This window comes from Streptomyces sp. NPDC015144, from assembly GCF_043079735.1.
Lineage (GTDB): Bacteria > Actinomycetota > Actinomycetes > Streptomycetales > Streptomycetaceae > Streptomyces.
This window is the reverse complement of the sequence record NZ_JBIBUU010000007.1, coordinates 130,553-148,829: the sequence shown is the minus strand read 5'-3', so window position 1 is coordinate 148,829 and position 18,277 is coordinate 130,553. Positions and strand designations below refer to the sequence as shown.

The 18,277-nt window shown below is 70.7% G+C and carries 19 protein-coding genes, 1 tRNA gene and 1 riboswitch; of the genes, 8 read left to right on the top strand and 12 right to left on the bottom strand.

Annotation, left to right across the window (positions count from 1 at the left end; translation table 11 throughout):
- Positions 1-78: 78 nt before the first annotated feature.
- Positions 79-1,500 carry a DUF445 domain-containing protein gene (locus tag ACF08W_RS14830; protein WP_392279427.1) on the bottom strand — a complete coding sequence of 474 codons (1,422 nt, stop codon included), beginning with the start codon at positions 1,498-1,500 and terminating at the stop codon, positions 79-81.
- Between the two features lie 160 nt (positions 1,501-1,660).
- On the opposite strand from ACF08W_RS14830, the gene ACF08W_RS14825 reads away from it, so the two are divergent.
- A complete protein-coding gene (locus ACF08W_RS14825) occupies positions 1,661-2,914 on the top strand; it encodes an SGNH/GDSL hydrolase family protein (RefSeq protein ID WP_352273746.1) in 1,254 nt (417 codons plus the stop codon).
- Positions 2,915-3,008: 94 nt separating this feature from the next.
- Here the strand turns inward: ACF08W_RS14825 and ACF08W_RS14820 are convergent, their stop codons facing one another.
- The 4 genes from ACF08W_RS14820 to ACF08W_RS14805 form a co-directional block, all read right to left on the bottom strand.
- A complete protein-coding gene (locus ACF08W_RS14820; protein WP_392279426.1) occupies positions 3,009-3,707 on the bottom strand; it encodes a DUF1707 domain-containing protein in 699 nt (232 codons plus the stop codon).
- A gap of 31 nt (positions 3,708-3,738) precedes the next feature.
- The gene (locus ACF08W_RS14815) at positions 3,739-4,776 is read right to left on the bottom strand and encodes an ATP-binding cassette domain-containing protein (RefSeq protein WP_392279425.1); all 1,038 of its coding nucleotides are present in this window, start codon (positions 4,774-4,776) and stop codon (positions 3,739-3,741) included.
- 111 nt (positions 4,777-4,887) lie between these two features.
- Positions 4,888-5,784 (bottom strand): ABC transporter permease, encoded by an 897-nt coding sequence (locus tag ACF08W_RS14810; protein ID WP_392279424.1) that lies wholly within the window; start codon positions 5,782-5,784, stop codon positions 4,888-4,890.
- Entirely contained in the window at positions 5,777-6,577 is an 801-nt protein-coding gene (locus tag ACF08W_RS14805; RefSeq protein ID WP_385210366.1) for an ABC transporter permease, read from the bottom strand. Before ACF08W_RS14805 ends, ACF08W_RS14810 begins: the two co-directional genes overlap by 8 nt.
- 182 nt (positions 6,578-6,759) lie before the next feature.
- On the opposite strand from ACF08W_RS14805, the gene ACF08W_RS14800 reads away from it, so the two are divergent.
- On the top strand, positions 6,760-9,252 hold the full coding sequence (locus ACF08W_RS14800) for a transglycosylase domain-containing protein (protein WP_392279423.1): 2,493 nt from the start codon (positions 6,760-6,762) through the stop codon (positions 9,250-9,252).
- On the opposite strand, the gene ACF08W_RS14795 is transcribed toward ACF08W_RS14800, so the two are convergent.
- From ACF08W_RS14795 to ACF08W_RS14785, 3 genes are all read right to left on the bottom strand, one after another.
- Complete coding sequence (locus ACF08W_RS14795; protein WP_385209857.1) at positions 9,246-9,566, bottom strand: DMT family transporter; 321 nt, start codon at positions 9,564-9,566, stop codon at positions 9,246-9,248. The genes ACF08W_RS14800 and ACF08W_RS14795 overlap by 7 nt on opposite strands.
- Positions 9,567-9,606: 40 nt before the next feature.
- Positions 9,607-9,682, bottom strand: a riboswitch (guanidine-III (ykkC-III) riboswitch).
- Positions 9,683-9,749: 67 nt separating this feature from the next.
- The gene (locus tag ACF08W_RS14790; RefSeq protein ID WP_352273741.1) at positions 9,750-10,088 is read right to left on the bottom strand and encodes a co-chaperone GroES; all 339 of its coding nucleotides are present in this window, start codon (positions 10,086-10,088) and stop codon (positions 9,750-9,752) included.
- A gap of 61 nt (positions 10,089-10,149) precedes the next feature.
- Entirely contained in the window at positions 10,150-10,470 is a 321-nt protein-coding gene (locus ACF08W_RS14785; protein ID WP_352273740.1) for a DUF3618 domain-containing protein, read from the bottom strand.
- A 128-nt stretch (positions 10,471-10,598) separates the two neighbouring features.
- Between ACF08W_RS14785 and bcp the strand changes: the two genes are divergently transcribed.
- The 4 genes from bcp (at position 10,599) to ACF08W_RS14765 (ending at position 12,780) form a co-directional block, all read left to right on the top strand.
- Positions 10,599-11,066, top strand: a complete 468-nt coding sequence (gene bcp, locus ACF08W_RS14780) for a thioredoxin-dependent thiol peroxidase (RefSeq protein ID WP_352273739.1) — start codon at positions 10,599-10,601, stop codon at positions 11,064-11,066.
- A gap of 163 nt (positions 11,067-11,229) precedes the next feature.
- The gene (locus ACF08W_RS14775; RefSeq protein WP_392279422.1) at positions 11,230-11,856 is read left to right on the top strand and encodes an HNH endonuclease; all 627 of its coding nucleotides are present in this window, start codon (positions 11,230-11,232) and stop codon (positions 11,854-11,856) included.
- A complete protein-coding gene (locus ACF08W_RS14770; RefSeq protein ID WP_392279421.1) occupies positions 11,853-12,692 on the top strand; it encodes an HNH endonuclease signature motif containing protein in 840 nt (279 codons plus the stop codon). The genes ACF08W_RS14775 and ACF08W_RS14770 overlap by 4 nt, the downstream gene beginning before the upstream one ends.
- Positions 12,693-12,704: 12 nt before the next feature.
- Positions 12,705-12,780: transfer RNA gene (locus ACF08W_RS14765), tRNA-Leu, on the top strand.
- Positions 12,781-12,833: 53 nt separating this feature from the next.
- Here ACF08W_RS14765 and rdgB read toward each other — a convergent pair.
- From rdgB to ACF08W_RS14745, 4 genes are all read right to left on the bottom strand, one after another.
- Complete coding sequence (rdgB, locus tag ACF08W_RS14760; RefSeq protein ID WP_352273736.1) at positions 12,834-13,436, bottom strand: RdgB/HAM1 family non-canonical purine NTP pyrophosphatase; 603 nt, start codon at positions 13,434-13,436, stop codon at positions 12,834-12,836.
- Positions 13,437-13,457: 21 nt separating this feature from the next.
- Entirely contained in the window at positions 13,458-13,847 is a 390-nt protein-coding gene (locus tag ACF08W_RS14755) for a hypothetical protein (protein ID WP_352273735.1), read from the bottom strand.
- A gap of 136 nt (positions 13,848-13,983) precedes the next feature.
- A complete protein-coding gene (rph, locus tag ACF08W_RS14750; protein WP_385209844.1) occupies positions 13,984-14,721 on the bottom strand; it encodes a ribonuclease PH in 738 nt (245 codons plus the stop codon).
- Between the two features lie 167 nt (positions 14,722-14,888).
- Complete coding sequence (locus tag ACF08W_RS14745) at positions 14,889-15,122, bottom strand: glucose PTS transporter subunit EIIB (protein WP_014156020.1); 234 nt, start codon at positions 15,120-15,122, stop codon at positions 14,889-14,891.
- Positions 15,123-15,356: 234 nt separating this feature from the next.
- Here ACF08W_RS14745 and ACF08W_RS14740 point away from each other — a divergent pair, with 234 nt between their 5' ends.
- The gene (locus ACF08W_RS14740) at positions 15,357-16,667 is read left to right on the top strand and encodes a PTS transporter subunit EIIC (RefSeq protein WP_385209841.1); all 1,311 of its coding nucleotides are present in this window, start codon (positions 15,357-15,359) and stop codon (positions 16,665-16,667) included.
- Positions 16,668-16,940: 273 nt separating this feature from the next.
- The gene (locus ACF08W_RS14735) at positions 16,941-18,206 is read left to right on the top strand and encodes a PTS transporter subunit EIIC (RefSeq protein ID WP_385209839.1); all 1,266 of its coding nucleotides are present in this window, start codon (positions 16,941-16,943) and stop codon (positions 18,204-18,206) included.
- Positions 18,207-18,277: the final 71 nt, after the last annotated feature.

The window sequence follows — 18,277 nt, the reverse complement described above, 5'->3', positions numbered from 1 at the left end:
AGCCCCGCCCCTTTCCCGCACACGACGCACACCGGCCCCGTTGCGCGCCCCGCGCCCGGCGCCCAGGGCACCGCCCCGTTACGCGCCCAGCGCCCAGGACACCGTGTAGATCAGCAGACCGGCCAGCGCGCCCACCACCGTGCCGTTGATCCGGATGAACTGGAGGTCGCGGCCGATGTTCGCCTCGATCTTCCTCGACGTCTGGTCCGCGTCCCAGCCCGCGACGGTGTCGCTGATCAGCGACGTGATCTCGGTGCGGTACGTCGTGACGACATAGACCGCCGCGTCCTCCAGCCAGCCGTCCAGCTTCGCCTGGAGCCGCTCGTCCGTGGACAGCCGGGCGCCCAGCGCCATCAGGGAGGCCCGCGCCCGCAGCCGCAGCTCGCTCTGCTCGTCCTCCGCCGCCGCGATGATCATCGCGCGGACCGACGACCAGGCCGAGGCGATGACGTCCTGGACCTCGCCGCGCCCCAGGATCTCCGACTTCAGCCGCTCGACCCGGGCCCGGGTGTCCGAATCGGTCCGGAGGTCGGACGCGAAGTCCGTCAGGAAGGTGTCGATCGAGGCGCGCGCCGGATGGCCCGGCATGTCCCGCATCTCCGTGACGAACCGCAGCAGCTCCTTGTAGACCCGCTCCCCGATCCGCTTGTCGACGAACCGGGGCGTCCAGCCCGGCGCCCCGCCCTGCACCGCGTCCATCACCGAATCGCCGTGCCGCACCAGCCAGTCGTGGGCCTTCACACAGACCAGGTCCACCACCTTGCGGTGTCCCCCGTCGGCGACGATCTTCTCCAGCATCTTCCCGAGCCCGGGACCGACCTCCGCCGCGTTGGCCCGCCGGGTGATCGCCTCACCCACCACCGCCTGCACGTCGGAGTCCCGCAGCACCCGCATCGCCCCGCGCAGCGCGGTCGACAACTCGGCGGTCACCCGGTCGGCATGGGCCGGATCGGCCAGCCAGGCACCGAGCCGCCGCCCGGCGCGCAGGGCGTGGATCCGGCCCCGGACCACGTCACCGGAGAGAAAATTCTCCCCGACGAAGGAACCCAGTGAGGCCCCGAGCTGGTCCTTCTTGGTGGGGATGATGGCGGTGTGCGGGATCGGCAGGCCGAGCGGGCGCTTGAACAGCGCCGTGACGGCGAACCAGTCGGCCAGCGCGCCCACCATCCCCGCCTCGGCGGCCGCGGCGACGAAGCCCGGCCAGCCGCCCACCCCCGCGCTCCTCGCCCAGGTGGCGAGCGCGTACACCAGCGCGACCAGCAGAAGGAGGCCCGTGGCCGTGGTCTTCATCCGGCGCACCCCGCGCCGCTTCTCCTCGTCGGCCGCGGTGTACGCGAACGAGCCGAGCGGCGCGGGCCGGGGGCGCCCGGGCCCCTCCCCGGCCCCGGGCCCCTCCCCGGCCCCGGAGCCCTCCCCGGCCCCGCTGCCGTTCCGCTCGCCCGTACGCGCCGGCTGCCGCGCCCCCGGCTCCCCGGGGCCGGTCCGATCGTTCCGTTCCATCCGCTCCACCTGTCCGCGCACTCCTCGCGCCCGGAAAACCGTACGCAACGTCCCTACCTGACCTACTCCCGGGCCGCACGCCGAGTTCCCGGCGCCGCGCCCCTCCCGTCCTGCCCCATCATGGGACCAGTCCGTTTGATCTTGAGGAGAGACACCGCCCATGCCCAGGCGCCAGGGGTTCCCCCCGCTCATCGCCCCCGTGGCGGGCACCGCCGCGCTCGCCGCCACGGTGGCGTTCGCCGGCTCCCTGCTGTTCTCCGGCCCCGGCGACCAGTCGGGCGCGGTGGTGGCCGTACCCGGGCCGCGGTCCGCGCCCCGGACGCCCGCCGCCCCCGCGCACACCACCGGGCTCTGGGCCGCCACCTGGACGGCCTCCCCCGTCACCGGGATGGCCGACTCCACCACCGGCAGCACCCTGCACCGCCGCACCATTCGTAACGTCGTCCATACGAGCATCGGCGGGAGCGCGGCCCGCATCACTCTTTCGAACCTTTTCGGCACCCATCCGCTGGTCGTCGAGCAGGCCGGGGTCGGCGGCCGCCCCGCCACCTTCGGCGGGGCGCGCTCCGTGACCGTCCCGACCGGCGGGCAGGTCGTCAGCGACGCCGTGCCCGGACCGGTCGCCCCCGACGCCGACCTCGTCGTCACCCTGCGCGTCCGCAGCCCCGAGGGACCCGTCACCGTCCACGAGCGCAGCCACCAGACCTCGTACCTGGACACCGCGTGGGGCACCCGGCGGACCGACGACTGGCGCTACCTCACCGCCGTCGACGTCCACACCCTCACCGCCGTCGGGACCATCGCCGTGATCGGCGACTCGCTCACCGCCGGCACCGGCTCCAGCACCGACACCAACAACCGCTGGCCCGACGTCCTCGCCGACCGGCTGCACGGCCGGTACGGGGTCGCCAACGCGGGCATCGCCGGCAACCGCCTCCTGCTCGACGGCAGCGGCGTACGGGCCCTCGACCGCTTCGAGCGCGACGCACTGGACGTCGCCGGGGTGCGTACGGTCGTCGTCGCGCTCGGCATCAACGACGTGCAGCGCTCACCGCAGGAGACCCACCCGCAGCACATCGCGGACGCCCTGCGCCAACTGACCGAGCGCGCCCACGCCCGCGGACTGCGGGTCGTCGGGGCGACCCTGATGCCGTTCGAGGGCTACCGCACCTGGACCCCGGCCCGCGAAGCCGTACGGCAGCGGGTCAACGAACTGATCCGGGCGGGCGGCGTCTACGACGACGTCATCGACTTCGACGCGGCGGCCCGCGACCCGCACCGCCCGACCCGGCTCCGGCCGGAGTACGACAGCGGCGACCACCTCCACCTCAACGACGCGGGCTACCAGCGGCTGGGCTCACTGGTGGACCTGGCGTCGCTGGAGCACGAGGAAACCGTCTCCGACCAGCTCTGAGAGGCGAGGGAGAGGGGCGGGGCGGGACGTACCGATCAGGGGCCGGCCGGGGCGGGCGCGTCCCGCCGGGGACGGGCGGCTCCCGGCGTCGGCGTCAGGCGCCGTCCGGGCCCTTCTCCAGGCGGCCGCGCTCCCGGCCGCCGTCCAGCCCCTTCGACCGCTCCCGCTCCGCGTCCCGCAGCCGCTTGCGCTCCGCCTTGCTCCGCTTGTGCTCCACCCCGACACCGCCCATCAGCGCGAACCCGGTGATCCGCACCCGCGGGGCGTCCGGCGACGGGACGCCCTCGTCCTTCGCGCGCTCGCCGAAGCCGCCCATGATGCCGATGCCCCGGACCTCGACGTTCAGCTCCGGCGGAACCGTCACCTGCATCCCACCCATGATCGCGATGCACCGGATGACCACTTCGCGGTCCTCGAAGTTCGCCTCGCGCAGATCGATCTCACCGCCGCCCCAGAAGGCGAACGCGGTGAACTTCCGGCCCACCGTCCAGTTGCCCCGGCGCCCGAAACCGCCCCAGAAGGCGAAGGCCCCGTTCGACGTCGCGGGCCGGCCGATCCGGTCCGCCCACGGCTTCCCCGAACCGGTCGGCGCCACAGCCGCACCGCCGACCGGCGCCACCACCGCGCCCGGCGCGGGCAGATCCCGCACCAGCGGCTCCAACTCCCCGTGCGTACGCGCCGTATAGGCCGCTTCCAGCCGCTGGTCGAACTCCTCCATCCCCAGCCTGCCCTCGGCGACCGCCTCGCGCAGGGTTTCGGCCACACGCTCACGCTCGGCATCGGAGGCACGCATTTCCGGACTCTCACTTGTCATACCGCGAACCCTATTGAACGCCCGCTTCCGAGGTCGAGGCGTACATCCTCGCGATGACCGTTTCGATGTCCGGCTCCCGTACCGAAAGGTCGACCAGCGGGTACTCCGCGGCGATCCGGGCGACCAGCGCCGCCGCCGACTCCGCCGCCGGGAAGGCCAGCCACTGGCGCGGCCCCTCCACCTTCACCGTCCGCACCGAGGGCGCCGACTCCAGCCGGATCGGCGGCAGTTCGCGCTCCAGGTCGACCACCAGCGTCCGCTCGCTCTCCCCCAGCTCGTGCAGCCCCTCCAGGGCACCGTCGTACATCAGACGGCCGTGGTCGATCACCATCACCCGCGAGCAGAGCTGCTCGATGTCGGTCAGATCGTGGGTGGTCAGCAGCACGGTCGTGGCACGCTCGGCGTTCAAGTCCCGCAGGAATCCACGGACCTTCGCCTTGGAGACCACGTCCAGGCCGATCGTCGGCTCGTCCAGGTACAACACCTCGGGATCGTGCAGCAGCGCCGCCGCGATGTCCCCGCGCATCCGCTGCCCCAGCGAGAGCTGACGCACCGGAACCTCCAACAGATCGCCCAGATCGAGGAGTTCGACGCACCGGTCCATGTTCTCCCGGAACCGGGCGTCGGGGATGCGGTACATCCGGTGCATCAGCCGGTACGAGTCGCGCAGCGGCAGGTCCCACCAGAGCGTGGTGCGCTGACCGAAGACCACGCCGATCCGGTGCGCCAGCCGGGTACGCTCCCGCGACGGGTCGATGCCCGCCACCCGCAGCCGGCCGCCGCTCGGGGTGAGGATGCCGGTCAGCATCTTGATCGTGGTCGACTTCCCGGCGCCGTTCGGGCCGATGTAGCCGACCATCTCGCCGCGGGCGACCCGGAAGCTGATCGAGTCGACCGCCCGGACCTGGCGCCGCTCACCGCGCAGGAAGCCGGTTCTGCGGCGTACGTCGAAGACCTTCTCGACCTCGTCGAGCTCGATGAACCCGGGGTCGCCGCCCGTGCCCGCGCCCGTACTCGTACTCGCGCTCGTACTCGTGCTCGTATTCACGTCCCTGTCCTTTCATGGCGGCTGCTCCGCCGCCTCCGCCCGAAGCCCGAAGTCCGAAGCCCGCGGCAGTCCGAAGTCCGAAGCCCATGCCCGATGGCCCGGCCCGGCCGGTCAACTGCCGGTGCTGCGGTACGCGCGCAGCCCCGCGCGCCACGCCAGCCCCGCCAGCAGACAGCACCCCGCCGCCACCACCGGGGACAGGAACGCCACCCACCCCGGCAGCCCCACCGGCAACGGCCGCCCCAGCACATACAGCGCGGGCAGCCAGTTCACGAAAGCCAGCGGCACGACGAAGACCACCCCGCGCACCAGCTCCTTCGCGAAGATCGACGGCGGGTACTGGAGCAGGGCGTTGCCGCCGTACGTGAAGGAGTTCTGCACCTGGGAGGCGTCGTTCGCGACGAACTGGAACGCCGCCCCCGCCACGAAGAGCGCACCGAAGAGCCCCGCCCCGCCCAGCAGCATCAGCGGCACCACCGCCACCTTCAGCACCGTCCACTCGACGTCCACCGTCGCCAGCCCGTACCCCAGCACCAGCGCCCCCTGGAGCACCCGCCCCAGCCTGCGCAGCGCGAACCGGTCCGCCGCGACCTGGGCTAGCACCGGGACCGGCCGCACCAGCAGGGTGTCCAGCGTCCCGTCCCGCACCCGCCGCCCCAGCCGGTCCATCGACCCCATCAGCAGGTCGGCCAGGCCGAACGCGGTGCCCGACGCCCCGTACAGCAGGGCGATCTCGGAGAGCCCGTAGCCGCCGAGCCGGTCCACGTGGGTGAACATCAGCAGGATCGTGACGAAGTCGAAGGCGGTGGCCGCGAAGTTGCCGAGCGCCGCCATCGCGAACGACGCCCGGTAGGCCATCGTCGAACGCAGCCACATCGCCACGATCAGCCCGTAGGCCCGCACGCCCTCGCCGAACCGCCGCGGCCACCCCCGCCGCGCGAACGCCTCCTGGGACCAGTCGGCGGACCGGCCGCCGGGCACCTCCACCGCACCGCTCGCGTCAGCCACCCTGGACCACCACCCGTCGCGTCGCCACCGACTGAACCATCCGCCCCACCAGCAGCAGCACCACCGCCCAGCCCGCCTGGAAGCCGTACGCCCGCGCCAGCTCCCACCCCGGGTACTTGCCGAGGAACACATCGGCGGGCACCTGGAGCAGCGAGGACCACGGCATCAGCCGCGCCGCGTCCCCCAGCAGCCCGGGGAAGAGGGTCAGCGGGAGCAGCATCCCGGAGAAGAACATCCCGAACAGCCAGGCCATCTGCGCCACCCCCGCCCCGTCCATCAGCCAGAACGCGGAGAGCGCCACCAGGTAGCGGATCGCGAAGCTGACCACGACCCCGAGCGCCACCGAGCCGAGGAAGGCCAGCCAGGTCCACCCGGACGAGGGCATCGCCAGCTCGAAGGCGAGCGAGCCCACCAGCATCGGCACGATGCCCCGGCCCAGCAGGTGGAAGGCGGCCCGGCCCAGGTCGCCCGCCAGCCACCAGAACTGGAGGTCGACCGGCCGGTAGAGGTCGACCACCACGTCACCGGTGCGGATGCGTTCGATCAGCTCGTCCTCAAAGCCGCCGCCCATCATGGAACAGGTCATCAGCAGGGCCTGCCCCAGCCACACGTAGCTGAGCGCCTGCGGCATGTCGTAGCCGCCGAGCTGCGGGCGCTCGTCCCACAGCGCCACATAGGTGTACGTCAGGATGAAACCGAAGACGGTGTTGGTGAACACCCCCGACGCCGTGGCGATCCGGTAGGTGGCGTGGCGCCGGAACCCGCCCGCCGCCACCACCGCGTAGAGCCGCACCGCATGCACCCCCATGGTCCGGGTGCCGCACGGTCGCGGGCACCAAAGCGCACGACCCTAGTGCGGCGGGATCGTCCGTCGCGACCGGTTTTTCCGGGGGCGGGGCGAGGTCGATCCGGTGCTTATTCCCTAAAAAAGGGCAGTATGGGATAACTGATCGCAGTCGAGGAGTCTGCACGGACATGAGCGACGAGCCACAGCAGCCCGGCGGGAACGAGAGCGGCGACGGCCCCCAGGGCTGGGCCCCCAGACAGCGACCGGACACCCCCGGTGACGGCGGGAGCGGCGGCGGCGACGGGGCCGGACCCACGGCCGGATCCGCGGCCGGACCTTCCGGAAAGCCCCGCCGGCCCAGGCGCACCGGCTGGCGCCGCGCCGTACCCACCTGGCGGATGACGCTCGGCGGACTCCTGGTCGTCGCCGTGCTCCTGGTCGGCGGCTTCATCGCCGGGTACCAGCTCGTCGGCATCCCCGCCGCCAACTCCAGCGCCACCGCGCAGGCCAATGTGTACCTCTACAAGGACGGCAGCGTGATCGCCCGTTCGGGTGAGGTCAACCGGGAGAGCGTCGACCTCGCCCAGGTCCCGCTCACCGTCCAGCGCGCCGTACTCGCCGCCGAGGACCGCGACTTCTACTCCGAACGGGCGGTCGACCTCAAGGCCATGGTCCGCGCCGCCTGGAACACCTTCACCGGCAAGGGCAAACAGGGCGGCTCGACCATCACCCAGCAGTACGTCAAGAACTACTACCTCGGCCAGGAGCAGACCGTCGTCCGCAAGTTCAAGGAATTCTTCATCGCGATCAAGCTCAACCGCGAGCAGTCCAAGAACGAGATCCTCCAGGGCTACCTGAACACCAGCTACTTCGGCCGCAACGCCTACGGCATCCAGGCCGCCGCCCAGGCCTACTACGCCAAGGACGTCGACCACATCACCACCGCCCAGGGCGCCTACCTCGCCTCCCTGCTCAACGCCCCCAGCGCCTACGACGTCGTCGTCCACCCCGAGAACAAGTCCGCCGCCGTCGCCCGCTGGAACTACGTCCTGGACGGCATGGTCAAGGAGAAGTGGCTCGGCGCCGACGAACGCGCCGCGATGACGTTCCCCGTCCCCGGCAAGGTCCACCCGCCCACCGGGCTCTCCGGACAGCGCGGCTACCTCGTCCAGGCCATCGACGACTACCTCGCCGACCACGACATCGTCGACGAGAACACCCTCGCCACCGGCGGCTACCGGATCACCACCACCCTGGACAAGAAGAAGCAGAACGCCCTGGTCCGCGCGGTCGACGACAACGTCATGTCGCAGACCAGCCCGGACCGCCCGGCCGACCGCGACGTCCGTGTCGGCGGCGCCTCCGTCGAATCCGGCACCGGCCGCGTCGTCGCCATGTACGGCGGCGTCGACTACACCAAGCAGTACGTGAACAACGCGACCCGGCGCGACTACCAGGTCGGCTCCACCTTCAAACCCTTCGTCTTCACCTCCGCCGTCGCCAACCACTCCACCACCCAGGACGGCCGGACCATCACCCCCGACACCGTCTACGACGGCACCAACAAACGGACGGTCCAGGGCCCCAACGGCTCCACCGGATACGCCCCCGCCAACGAGGACGACCGCAGCTACGGGCCCATCACCGTGACCGAGGCCACCGACAAGTCCGTCAACGCGGTCTACGCCCAGATGGCCGAGGACGTCGGTCCCGAGAAGGTCCGGCAGACCGCCATCGACCTCGGACTCCCCAAGAGCACCCCCGACCTCACCGCCACCCCGTCCATCGCCCTCGGCGTCGCCACCGCCAGCGTCCTCGACATGGCCGAGGCGTACGCCACCCTCGCCAACCACGGCCGGCACGGCTCGTACGTCCTGGTCGACCGGGTCAGCAAGGGCGGCGAGGACCTCGACGTCCCCGGCCGGGGGCCCACCCGCCAGGCCGTCGACCGCGAGGCCGCCGACACCACGACCGCGATCCTCCGCAGCGTCGTCGAGGGCGGCACCGGCACCGCCGCCCAGGCCGCCGGACGCCCCGCCGCCGGCAAGACCGGCACCGCCGAGGAGGACAAGGCCGCCTGGTTCGCCGGATACACCCCCGACCTCACCACCGTCGTCGCCGTCATGGGCCAGGACCCCGAGACCGGCGCGCAGAAACCGCTGTACGGGGCCCTCGGCCTCGCCCGCATCAACGGCGGCGGCGCCCCCGCCCAGGTCTGGGCGCAGTACACCGAGGCGGCGCTGCGCAACACCCCGGCCACCGACTTCGACCTGACCGTCGAGAGCGGCACCGGGCAGTCCACCCCGACCAACGGGCAGACCACCCCCGGCGGCACCACGAAACCCTCCGGCCCCGCCTCCAGCACCGGCCCGAACACCCCCGGAACCACCCCGCCCGAGATCCCCTCACCCCCAGGCAGCGAGGAACCGCCCAGCACCGGCACCGACACCGGCAACCAGAACGGCGGCGGGACCGACAACGGGGGCGCCGGGAACGGCGGGGCGCAGAACGGCGGCGGCGACAACGGCGGACCCGGCGGCGGCGAGACCGGCGGCGGGGGCCCGGGCGGCGGCGACAACGGCGGCGGCGCGGGCGCCGGAGGCTACGGTTACGGCCCCGGCGCCCGGCCCGGCAGCCCGGGTACCCCCGTACCCGGCCCGGGAACCGGCCCCGGTCAGTGACCCGAGGTCGCCTTCAGGCCGACGACGGCGACCAGCAGCAGACAGACGAAGAAGATCCGGGCGGCGGTCACCGGCTCGTTCAGCACCACCATGCCGAGCACCGCCGCACCGGCCGCACCGATCCCGACCCACACCCCGTAGGCCGTACCGATCGGCAGCGTCCGGGCCGCATGGGACAGCAGCACCATGCTCGCCACGATTCCGGCACCGGTGAACACGCTCGGCCACAGCCGGGTGAACCCCTCGGTGTACTTCATCCCTATCGACCAGGCCACTTCGAGCAGACCGGCGACAACCAGCAGAACCCACGCCATGACGACAGCACCTCCGGCGAGACAGAACACGCGGACAACGGGTGCGTCGTCTTTGCGGAACCCGGTACGGCGCGTCTCGTCGGGGTGCCCCCAGCCTAGCAAAGGAAGGGCAAAGGGCCTGGTGACAACGGTCACCAGGCCCTTTGCCCTTCCACCACGTCGAATCGGCGCCGGACCGGAGGACTACAGATACAGACCGGTCGAATCCACCGAACCCTCGAACCGGTCGGCCGCCACCGCGTGCAGATCACGCTCCCGCATCAGCACGTACGCCACCCCGCGCACCTCGACCTCGGCCCGGTCCTCGGGGTCGTACAGCACCCGGTCGCCCGGCTCCACCGTCCGCACGTTCTGCCCCACCGCCACCACCACGGCCCAGGCCAGCCGACGGCCGACCGCGGCCGTCGCCGGAATCAGAATGCCGCCACCGGAACGCCGCTCGCCCTCGGGCGTATCGGTCCGGACCAGCACACGGTCGTGCAGCATGCGGATGGGCAGCTTGTCGTCGGTGTTCTCGCTCACGCCCCGCAACCTACCTGCCCGGCGCCGCCCGGCACCCCTCCGGGGTGCGCGGGCCGCCGCATCAGCCCTTCCGGCGCCGCTTCGACGCCACGATCAGCCCCACGACACCCACCGCGAGCAGCGCCGCCGGAACCACCCGCTCCAGCCGTGGGGCGCCCTCCTCGTCCACGAACCGGGCCCGCACGTCCGACACCGCCCGGTTCACCGCGACGAAAGCCCGCCCGGCCGTCCGGTCCACGGCCTCGGCAGCCTTGGCCTTCATGTCTCCCATGATCGTATCGGGGTGCACCCGCACCCCGATCTCGTCGAGCACCACCGCGAGCTGCTCCCGCCTGCTGATGATGTCCGCCTCGATCTGCGCAGGGGTTCTGGCATCCGACACTGCGCCGCCTCCGTGGTCCTCGTCCGGTAAACCTTCATCGACAGTCTGTCAGCTCGACCCCCCACACACCCGGCGGCACCCCTATTACTCTCGGTCCCGTACACCCCACGTGCCACCCGAGGAGAACCATGAGCGAGCGACTCCAGCCCGGCGACACCGCCCCCGCCTTCACCCTCCCCGACGCCGACGGCAACGAGATCTCGCTCGCCGATCACAAGGGCCGCAAGGTCATCGTCTACTTCTACCCGGCCGCCCTGACCCCCGGCTGCACCAAGCAGGCCTGCGACTTCACCGACAACCTGGACCTGCTCACGGGCGCCGGGTACGACGTCATCGGCGTCTCCCCCGACAAGCCGGAGAAGCTCGCCAAGTTCCGCGAGAAGGAGAACCTGAAGGTCACCCTGGTCGGCGACCCGTCCAAGGAGACCCTCGAGGCGTACGGCGCCTTCGGCGAGAAGAAGCTCTACGGCAAAACGGTGACGGGCGTCATCCGCTCCACGATCGTCGTGGACGAGGAGGGCAAGGTCGAGCGCGCCCTCTACAACGTCCGCGCCACCGGCCACGTAGCCAAGATCATCAAGGACCTCGGCATCTGACCGGGTCCCGCTCTTTTTCGGAATGCCCCGCACCACTTCAGCTCCGGCCGAAGCGGTGCGGGGCATTCCGCATCTTGTCGGAATTCGGACGTGACTCACCGGTATCCGGAGCGTTGATCCGTACGAGGCCACGAACACACGGCCGGATACGGAGGGGCGGAGCATGGCTACTCGATACACCCGCGAGCTGCTCGAAGAGGCCGTGCGGGAAACCACCAACGCGAACGACGCGGTCCGCTGGTGCGGGGGAACGCCCACACCTGGGAGCCGAAGCTATCTGCGCCGGAAGATGGCCGAGGCGGGGGTGGACGTCTCGCACTTCACCGACACGCGGGTGCGCCACACCGAAGAGAGACTGCGCGAGGTCATCGCCTGCTCCAGCAGCATGGCCGAGGTGGTACGCAAACTGGGCATCAGCCCCGTCGGTGGCAATCATGCGCACATCAGCCGTCGCGCGGCCAAGCTCCGCATCGACACGTCGCATTTCCCGGGCACGACACCGCATGGACCCAAGGGATCCCTGGGGAATCCGCTGGTTCTCGGCGCCCCGTCGAACGGCCGGGTTCCGGGGCAGCGGCTGCGCCGCGAACTCGTCCGGCGGGGCGTCGACGATTCCTGTGCCGACTGCGGCAATGGCGGGCAGTGGCTGGGGCAACCGCTCCGGCTCGAAGTAGACCACGTCAACGGCGACTGGTGGGACAACCGCCCGGAGAACCTCCGGCTCCTCTGCCCCAACTGCCACGCGGCGACCGACACCTACCGCAGCCGCAAACGCCGGGCGACAGCATGAGCAGCCGGAACACCTACCCTCGCGACGCGCTCGAGCGAGCGGCAGCCACGGCAAGCAGTCTCGCCGACGTCCTGCGGCGGCTCGATGCGCCTCTGGGCAGCAAGACGCTCCGCTATGTACGCGCCCGGCTCAGGCACTACGACATCGACACCTCCCACTTCACCGAGGAAGCCCTGCCGGGCCGAGCGCCGCACGCGTACCCGGAAGAACTGCTCATCGAAGCGGCCGCCCACACGCACAGCATCCGGGAGATGTTCGAGTACATGGGCCTGCCACCGAGCGACAGCCCTTACGGCTACCTGCGCAGGAAGATGGACCGCCTCGGCATCGACACGTCCCACTTCACCGGCGGACGAAGGTACGCATCGCGCCCCACTCCCGGCCAGGAGCTGGCGGCAGCCATCGCCGCTTCCCACAGCCTTGCCGGTGCTCTGAGGGCCCTGGGGCAGACCGACAGCGGCGGAGCCCGCGCCCGGCTGAAGCGGGATATCGAAGCGCACGGCCTGTCGACTGCCCATTTCTCTGGTCAAGGGCATCCTCGGGGCACGCCTTCTCGGTCCCGCAGGTCCTCGGCAGAGATCCTGTGCCGCCTGGGACCCGGAGCGCCCCGCACGAGAACGACCCTGTTGCGGAGAGCCCTCGACGACATCGGTGTCCCTCACAGGTGCACACGGTGCGGGACCGGCGAGACATGGCGCGGGAACCGCCTCGTCCTGGAGATCGACCACATCGACGGCGACCGGCTCAACAACTGCCCGGAGAACCTCCGGTACTTGTGCCCGTCCTGTCACAGCCAGACCGCGACCTTCTCGAAGCGGCGGGGCGCCGCACAGTAGAGTGGGGCCGATGGGTCCGTACCCCAGCTGGCCAAGAGGGCGCCGGTTTAGGTCCGGTGTGTCGTGGGTTCGAGTCCCACCGGGCCCACATCCGCAGAGCGGCCGTCACCTTCGTTCCGAAGGTGACGGCCGCTCGCTGTTTCAGCCCACCAACTCCCGCACCACCGGCACCAGCGCCCGGAACGCCTTGCCCCGGTGGCTGATGGCGTTCTTCTCGGCCGGGGTCAGTTCCGCGCAGGTGCGGGTCTCGCCCTCGGGCTGGAGGATCGGGTCGTAGCCGAAGCCGTGGGTTCCGGCGGGGACGTGGCGCAGGGTGCCGGTCAGGCGGCCCTCGACGACGCGTTCCGTGCCGTCGGGCAGGGCGAGGGCGGCGGCGCAGGCGAAGTGGGCGCCGCGGTGGGGGGCGTCGATGTCGGAGAGCTGGGCCAGGAGGAGGTCCAGGTTGGCCCGGTCGTCGCCGTGGCGGCCGGCCCAGCGGGCGGAGAAGATGCCGGGGGCGCCGCCGAGTACGTCCACGCAGAGGCCGGAGTCGTCGGCGATCGCGGGGTGGCCGGTGGCCTTGGCGAGGGCGTGGGCCTTGAGCAGGGCGTTCTCCGCGAAGGTGACGCCGGTCTCCTTGACGTCGGGGATGTGCGGGTACGCGTCCGCGCCGACGAGTTCATGGGTGAGACCTGCGTCGGCGAGGATCGCGTGGAGTTCGGTGATCTTCCCGGCGTTGCGGGTGGCGAGGATGAGGCGGGTCATACCCCCCAGTATCGGGGGTGGTCAGGGGGTGCAGATCTTGCCGATCTCGGCCGCGGCGTCGGTGACCGGGCCGATGTCGGGGGTGGTGTCGCCCTTGTCGATGGCCTCGCGGACGTTGGCGACGCCGTTCTGGAGGTCGCCGATGGCCTTGCCGAGGTCGGCGTCGCCGGTCCTGCCGCCGAGTTCGCCGATCTCCTTGTCGATCTCGTCGAGGGCCTCGGACGCCTGGGTGGGGTCGGAGGTGGCGTTGGAGACGGCCTGTTGGAGGTTGTCGGCGCTGGTGGCGATGGCGTCGGCGGCGCGGACGCAGTCCAGTGCCTTGTCGACGGCGCCGCAGCCGGTCGCGGCGGTGAGGGCGAGCGTGCTCAAGGTCAGCGCGGCGGCGATGCGTCGGCGGGTGGCCGTGGCCATGGTCCGTTCCTCCCGGGGGCGGATGCGGTGCGGTTACGTGGACGGGCGCACGGTTCGATCCGTGCGCCCGTGCTCGTAACGACGCGGTGCGGTGGGTGCGCGGTTGCTCCGCCGGGAAGCGTGTACGGGGCAGCCGTTATGCGCCGAGGGTGCGGGAGAGGGCCTCGGTCTGGAGGGCGGTGAGGTCCGCGCAGCCGGCGGTGGCGAGGTCGAGGAGGGCGCCGAGCTCGGTGCGGTCGAAGGGGGCGGCCTCGGCGGTGCCCTGGACCTCGACGAAGCGGCCGTCGCCGGTGCAGACGACGTTCATGTCGGTCTCGGCGCGGACGTCCTCCTCGTAGCAGAGGTCGAGGAGGGGGGTGCCGTCGACGATGCCGACGCTGATGGCGGAGACGGTGCCGGTCAGCGGCTTGCGGCCGTGCTTGACGATCTTCTTCTGCTGGGCCCAGGCGACGGCGTCGGCGAGGGCGACGTAGGCGCCGGTGATGGCGGCGGTGCGAGTGCCGCCGTCGGCCTGGAGGACGTCGCAGTCGAGGACGATGGTGTTCTCGCCGAGGGCCTTGTAGTCGATGACGGCGCGCAGCGAGCGGCCGATGAGGCGGCTGATCTCGTGGGTGCGGCCGCCGATCTTGCCGCGGACGGATTCGCGGTCGCCGCGGGTGTTGGTGGAGCGGGGCAGCATGGAGTATTCGGCGGTGACCCAGCCTTCGCCGCTGCCCTTGCGCCAGCGGGGGACGCCTTCGGTGACGGAGGCGGTGCAGAAGACCTTGGTGTCGCCGAAGGAGATGAGCACGGAGCCTTCGGCGTGCTTGCTCCACCCGCGTTCGATGGTGACGGGGCGGAGCTGTTCGGGGGTGCGGCCGTCGATACGAGACATGGCGTCGACCCTATCGGGTGCGGGTGGGGCGTCCGTTCGGGTGCGGGGCGGGCCCCGGTCGCGGTGCGGGACGGGTGCGTCGGCCGGGTACGGCGCAGGCCCCGTCCGGGGTGGGCGGGGCCTGCGCGGGGCCGAGCGGTGGGCTCAGCGGGGGGTTCGGGGGCCGGTCACATCATGTCTTCGATGTCGGCGGCGATGGGGTCGGCGTCGGTGCCGATGACGACCTGGATCGCGGTGCCCATCTTGACGACGCCGTGGGCGCCGGCGGCCTTGAGCGCGGCTTCGTCGACCTTGCTGGGGTCGTGGACCTCGGTGCGCAGGCGGGTGATGCAGCCTTCGATCTCGTCGATGTTCTCGATACCGCCGAGCCCGGCGACGATCTTCTCAGCCTTGCTGGCCATGGCCTTCTCCCTGGTTGTTCACATGGTTCTTCGCAGGCGTGCGACGGCCCACTCCGGGTCCGTTTCGTCACCGTAACGCACGTTTGGCCCAACTTCGCGAGCGGGTGACCGGCCCGTCCCGAATGATGACGATCATCGATGCACCATCTTCCACGCGGGTTACGCACCGTACCCCAAGTGGTCTACACCATTGTGCAACGACTGCCGAGCACGCCCTGTTCCGGGAGGACGCCGATGAGCGCGAGCAGCGCCGCAGTACCGCGGAAGACCTGGTGGAACGGGCTGTTCCAGGGGCTCCAGAAGATGGGCCGCAGCCTTCAGCTGCCGATCGCCGTGCTGCCGGCGGCCGGCATCCTGAACCGGTTGGGCCAGCCGGACGTCTTCGGTGACGAGGGCCTGGGCTGGAACAACATCGCCAAGGTCTTCGCGGCGGCGGGCGGCGCGCTGCTCGATTCGGGGCTCGGCCTTCCGCTGCTGTTCTGCATCGGTGTGGCGATCGGCATGGCGAAGAAGTCCGACGGTTCGACGGCGCTCGCGGCGGTGGCCGGCTTCCTCGTCTACTACGCGGTGCTGCACGCCTTTCCGGTGGACTGCGGTCCGGGCTCGACGTTCACCCCCGGCGGCATCTGGTTCGGTACCTGCGTGACCACGGACGCCAAGGTCACGGCGGCGGCGTACCAGAATCCCGGGGTGTTCGGCGGCATCGTGATGGGGTTGCTGTCGGCCTGGTTCTGGCAGCGGTTCCACCGGGTGAAGCTGGTGGACTGGCTGGGCTTCTTCAACGGCCGCAGGCTCGTTCCGATCATCATGGCGTTCGTCGGCCTGCTCTTCGCGGGGCTGTGCGCCTGGCTGTGGCAGCCGATCGGCGACGGGCTGACGAGCTTCTCGAAGTGGCTGGTGGACCTGGACTGGGTGGGTTCGGGCATCTTCGGTCTGGCCAACCGGGCGCTGCTGGTGATCGGGCTGCACCAGTTCCTGAACACCTTCGTCTGGTTCCAGTTCGGCGATTTCACCAAGCCGGACGGGACGGTCGTGCACGGTGACATCAACCGGTTCCTGGCGGGCGACCCGACGGCCGGTCAGTTCACCTCGGGCTTCTTCCCGATCATGATGTTCGCGCTGCCGGCGGCGGCGCTGGCGATCTACCACTGCGCGAAGCCGCACCGGCGCAAGGCGGTCGGCGGGATGATGCTGTCGGTCGGGCTGACGTCATTCGTGACGGGCATCACCGAGCCGATCGAGTACTCGTTCCTCTTCGTCGCGCCGCTGCTGTACGGCATCCACGCGGTGCTCACCGGTGTCTCGATGGCGGTGACCTGGGCCCTGGGGGTGAAGGACGGCTTCAGCTTCTCGGCGGGGCTGATCGACTACGTCATCAACTGGAGCCTGGCGACCAAACCGTGGCTGATCATCGTGATCGGCCTGGCCTTCGCCGTCGTGTATTACGTGATCTTCCGGTTCGCGATCACCCGGTTCAACCTCCAGACGCCGGGCCGGGAGCCCGACGAGGTGGAGGAGGAGATCGAGAGAAACCTCACGAAGTAGCACGTCAGGAGAGCGGGGACGCTCTCCGCCCTCCTTCCGGAAGGCCCTTGGACCCATGCGGTCCGAGGGCCTTCGGCGTGTTACGGAGGGTCAGCGATAGCTGATGCGAAGTAGTCGGTTTTTGCAGGTTCCTTATCCAACCCTCACCGTGCTACAACTGGTCTACACCACTGAGTGGTCCAGACCACGTGGCGCTCTGCCGCGTTCTTCGAGTCGCCGCCTCCCCCCGAATCAACGTCCTGGGCGGCGCCTTGCCCCCCATGGAGGAAGTTGATGTCCACGGCAGACGCCGCGTCCGCGGCTCCCAAGAAGAAGGGCGCCGGCGTGATGTCGGTCATGCAGCGCATCGGCCGCAGCCTCATGCTGCCCGTCGCCGTGCTGCCCGCCGCCGCGCTGCTGGTGCGCCTCGGCAACGACGACATGCTCGGCAGGGACTCCTTCCCCGCCTTCATCACCAAGATCGCGTCCTTCATGGCCGCGGGCGGCAACGCGATCCTCGACAACATGGCGCTGCTGTTCGCCGTCGGCATCGCGATCGGTTTCGCCAAGAAGTCGGACGGCTCGACCGCGCTCGCGGCCGTCACCGGTTACCTGGTCTTCCAGAAGGTGCTGGCCACCTTCACCGACAGCAACCTGCCGCAGGTCGCGACGGTCGTCGACGGCAAGGTCGTGATGACGGACGCCCCCGTGGACGCCAAGGTCCTCGGCGGCGTGGTGATGGGCATCGTCGTCGCCCTGCTCTACCAGCGGTTCTACCGTACGAAGCTGCCCGCCTGGGCCGGCTTCTTCGGCGGCCGCCGCCTCGTCCCGATCCTCTCCGCCTTCGCGGGTCTGGTCATCGGCATCGTCTTCGGTTACATCTGGCCGGTGCTCGGCACCGGACTGCACAACTTCGGTGAGTGGCTCGTCGGTTCCGGCGCGGTCGGCGCGGGCATCTTCGGTGTCGCCAACCGTGCGCTGATCCCGGTCGGCATGCACCACCTGCTGAACTCGTTCCCGTGGTTCCAGGCCGGTGAGTTCCACGGCAAGAGCGGCGACATCAACCGCTTCCTGGCCGGTGACCCGACGGCCGGGCAGTTCATGACCGGCTTCTTTCCGATCATGATGTTCGCCCTCCCGGCCGCCTGTCTCGCCATCGTGCACTGCGCCCGTCCGGAGCGCCGCAAGGTCGTCGGCGGCATGATGTTCTCGCTCGCGCTCACCGCGTTCGTGACCGGTGTGACCGAGCCGATCGAGTTCACGTTCATGTTCATCGCCCCCGTGCTCTACGCGATCCACGCGGTGCTCACCGGTGTCTCGATGGCCCTGACCTGGGGGCTCGGCATGAAGGACGGCTTCGGCTTCTCCGCGGGCGCCGTCGACTTCTTCCTGAACCTGGGCATCGCGAGCAAGCCCTGGATGCTGGTGCTGGTCGGCCTCTGCTTCGCGGTGGTCTACTACGCGGTCTTCCGGTTCGCGATCACCAAGTTCAACCTGCCCACCCCGGGCCGCGAGTCCGACGAGGAACTCGCCGAACTGCTCAAGGCCGAGGCGAAGTAGCCCCGGCCCGGCCCCGGCCGCGCGTGACGAAGCCCCCGTCCCCTTCCGGACGGGGGCTTCGTCGCGCCTTC

Coding starts and splice junctions, on each gene's coding strand:
- ACF08W_RS14830 (WP_392279427.1), bottom strand. CDS start 1,500: ATGGAACGGAACGATCGGACCGGCCCCGGGGAGCCGGGGGCGCGGCAG.
- ACF08W_RS14825 (WP_352273746.1), top strand. CDS start 1,661: ATGCCCAGGCGCCAGGGGTTCCCCCCGCTCATCGCCCCCGTGGCGGGC.
- ACF08W_RS14820 (WP_392279426.1), bottom strand. CDS start 3,707: ATGCGTGCCTCCGATGCCGAGCGTGAGCGTGTGGCCGAAACCCTGCGC.
- ACF08W_RS14800 (WP_392279423.1), top strand. CDS start 6,760: ATGAGCGACGAGCCACAGCAGCCCGGCGGGAACGAGAGCGGCGACGGC.
- ACF08W_RS14795 (WP_385209857.1), bottom strand. CDS start 9,566: ATGGCGTGGGTTCTGCTGGTTGTCGCCGGTCTGCTCGAAGTGGCCTGG.
- bcp (WP_352273739.1), top strand. CDS start 10,599: ATGAGCGAGCGACTCCAGCCCGGCGACACCGCCCCCGCCTTCACCCTC.
- ACF08W_RS14775 (WP_392279422.1), top strand. CDS start 11,230: ATGGCTACTCGATACACCCGCGAGCTGCTCGAAGAGGCCGTGCGGGAA.
- ACF08W_RS14770 (WP_392279421.1), top strand. CDS start 11,853: ATGAGCAGCCGGAACACCTACCCTCGCGACGCGCTCGAGCGAGCGGCA.
- rdgB (WP_352273736.1), bottom strand. CDS start 13,436: ATGACCCGCCTCATCCTCGCCACCCGCAACGCCGGGAAGATCACCGAA.
- ACF08W_RS14755 (WP_352273735.1), bottom strand. CDS start 13,847: ATGGCCACGGCCACCCGCCGACGCATCGCCGCCGCGCTGACCTTGAGC.
- rph (WP_385209844.1), bottom strand. CDS start 14,721: ATGTCTCGTATCGACGGCCGCACCCCCGAACAGCTCCGCCCCGTCACC.
- ACF08W_RS14745 (WP_014156020.1), bottom strand. CDS start 15,122: ATGGCCAGCAAGGCTGAGAAGATCGTCGCCGGGCTCGGCGGTATCGAG.
- ACF08W_RS14740 (WP_385209841.1), top strand. CDS start 15,357: ATGAGCGCGAGCAGCGCCGCAGTACCGCGGAAGACCTGGTGGAACGGG.
- ACF08W_RS14735 (WP_385209839.1), top strand. CDS start 16,941: ATGTCCACGGCAGACGCCGCGTCCGCGGCTCCCAAGAAGAAGGGCGCC.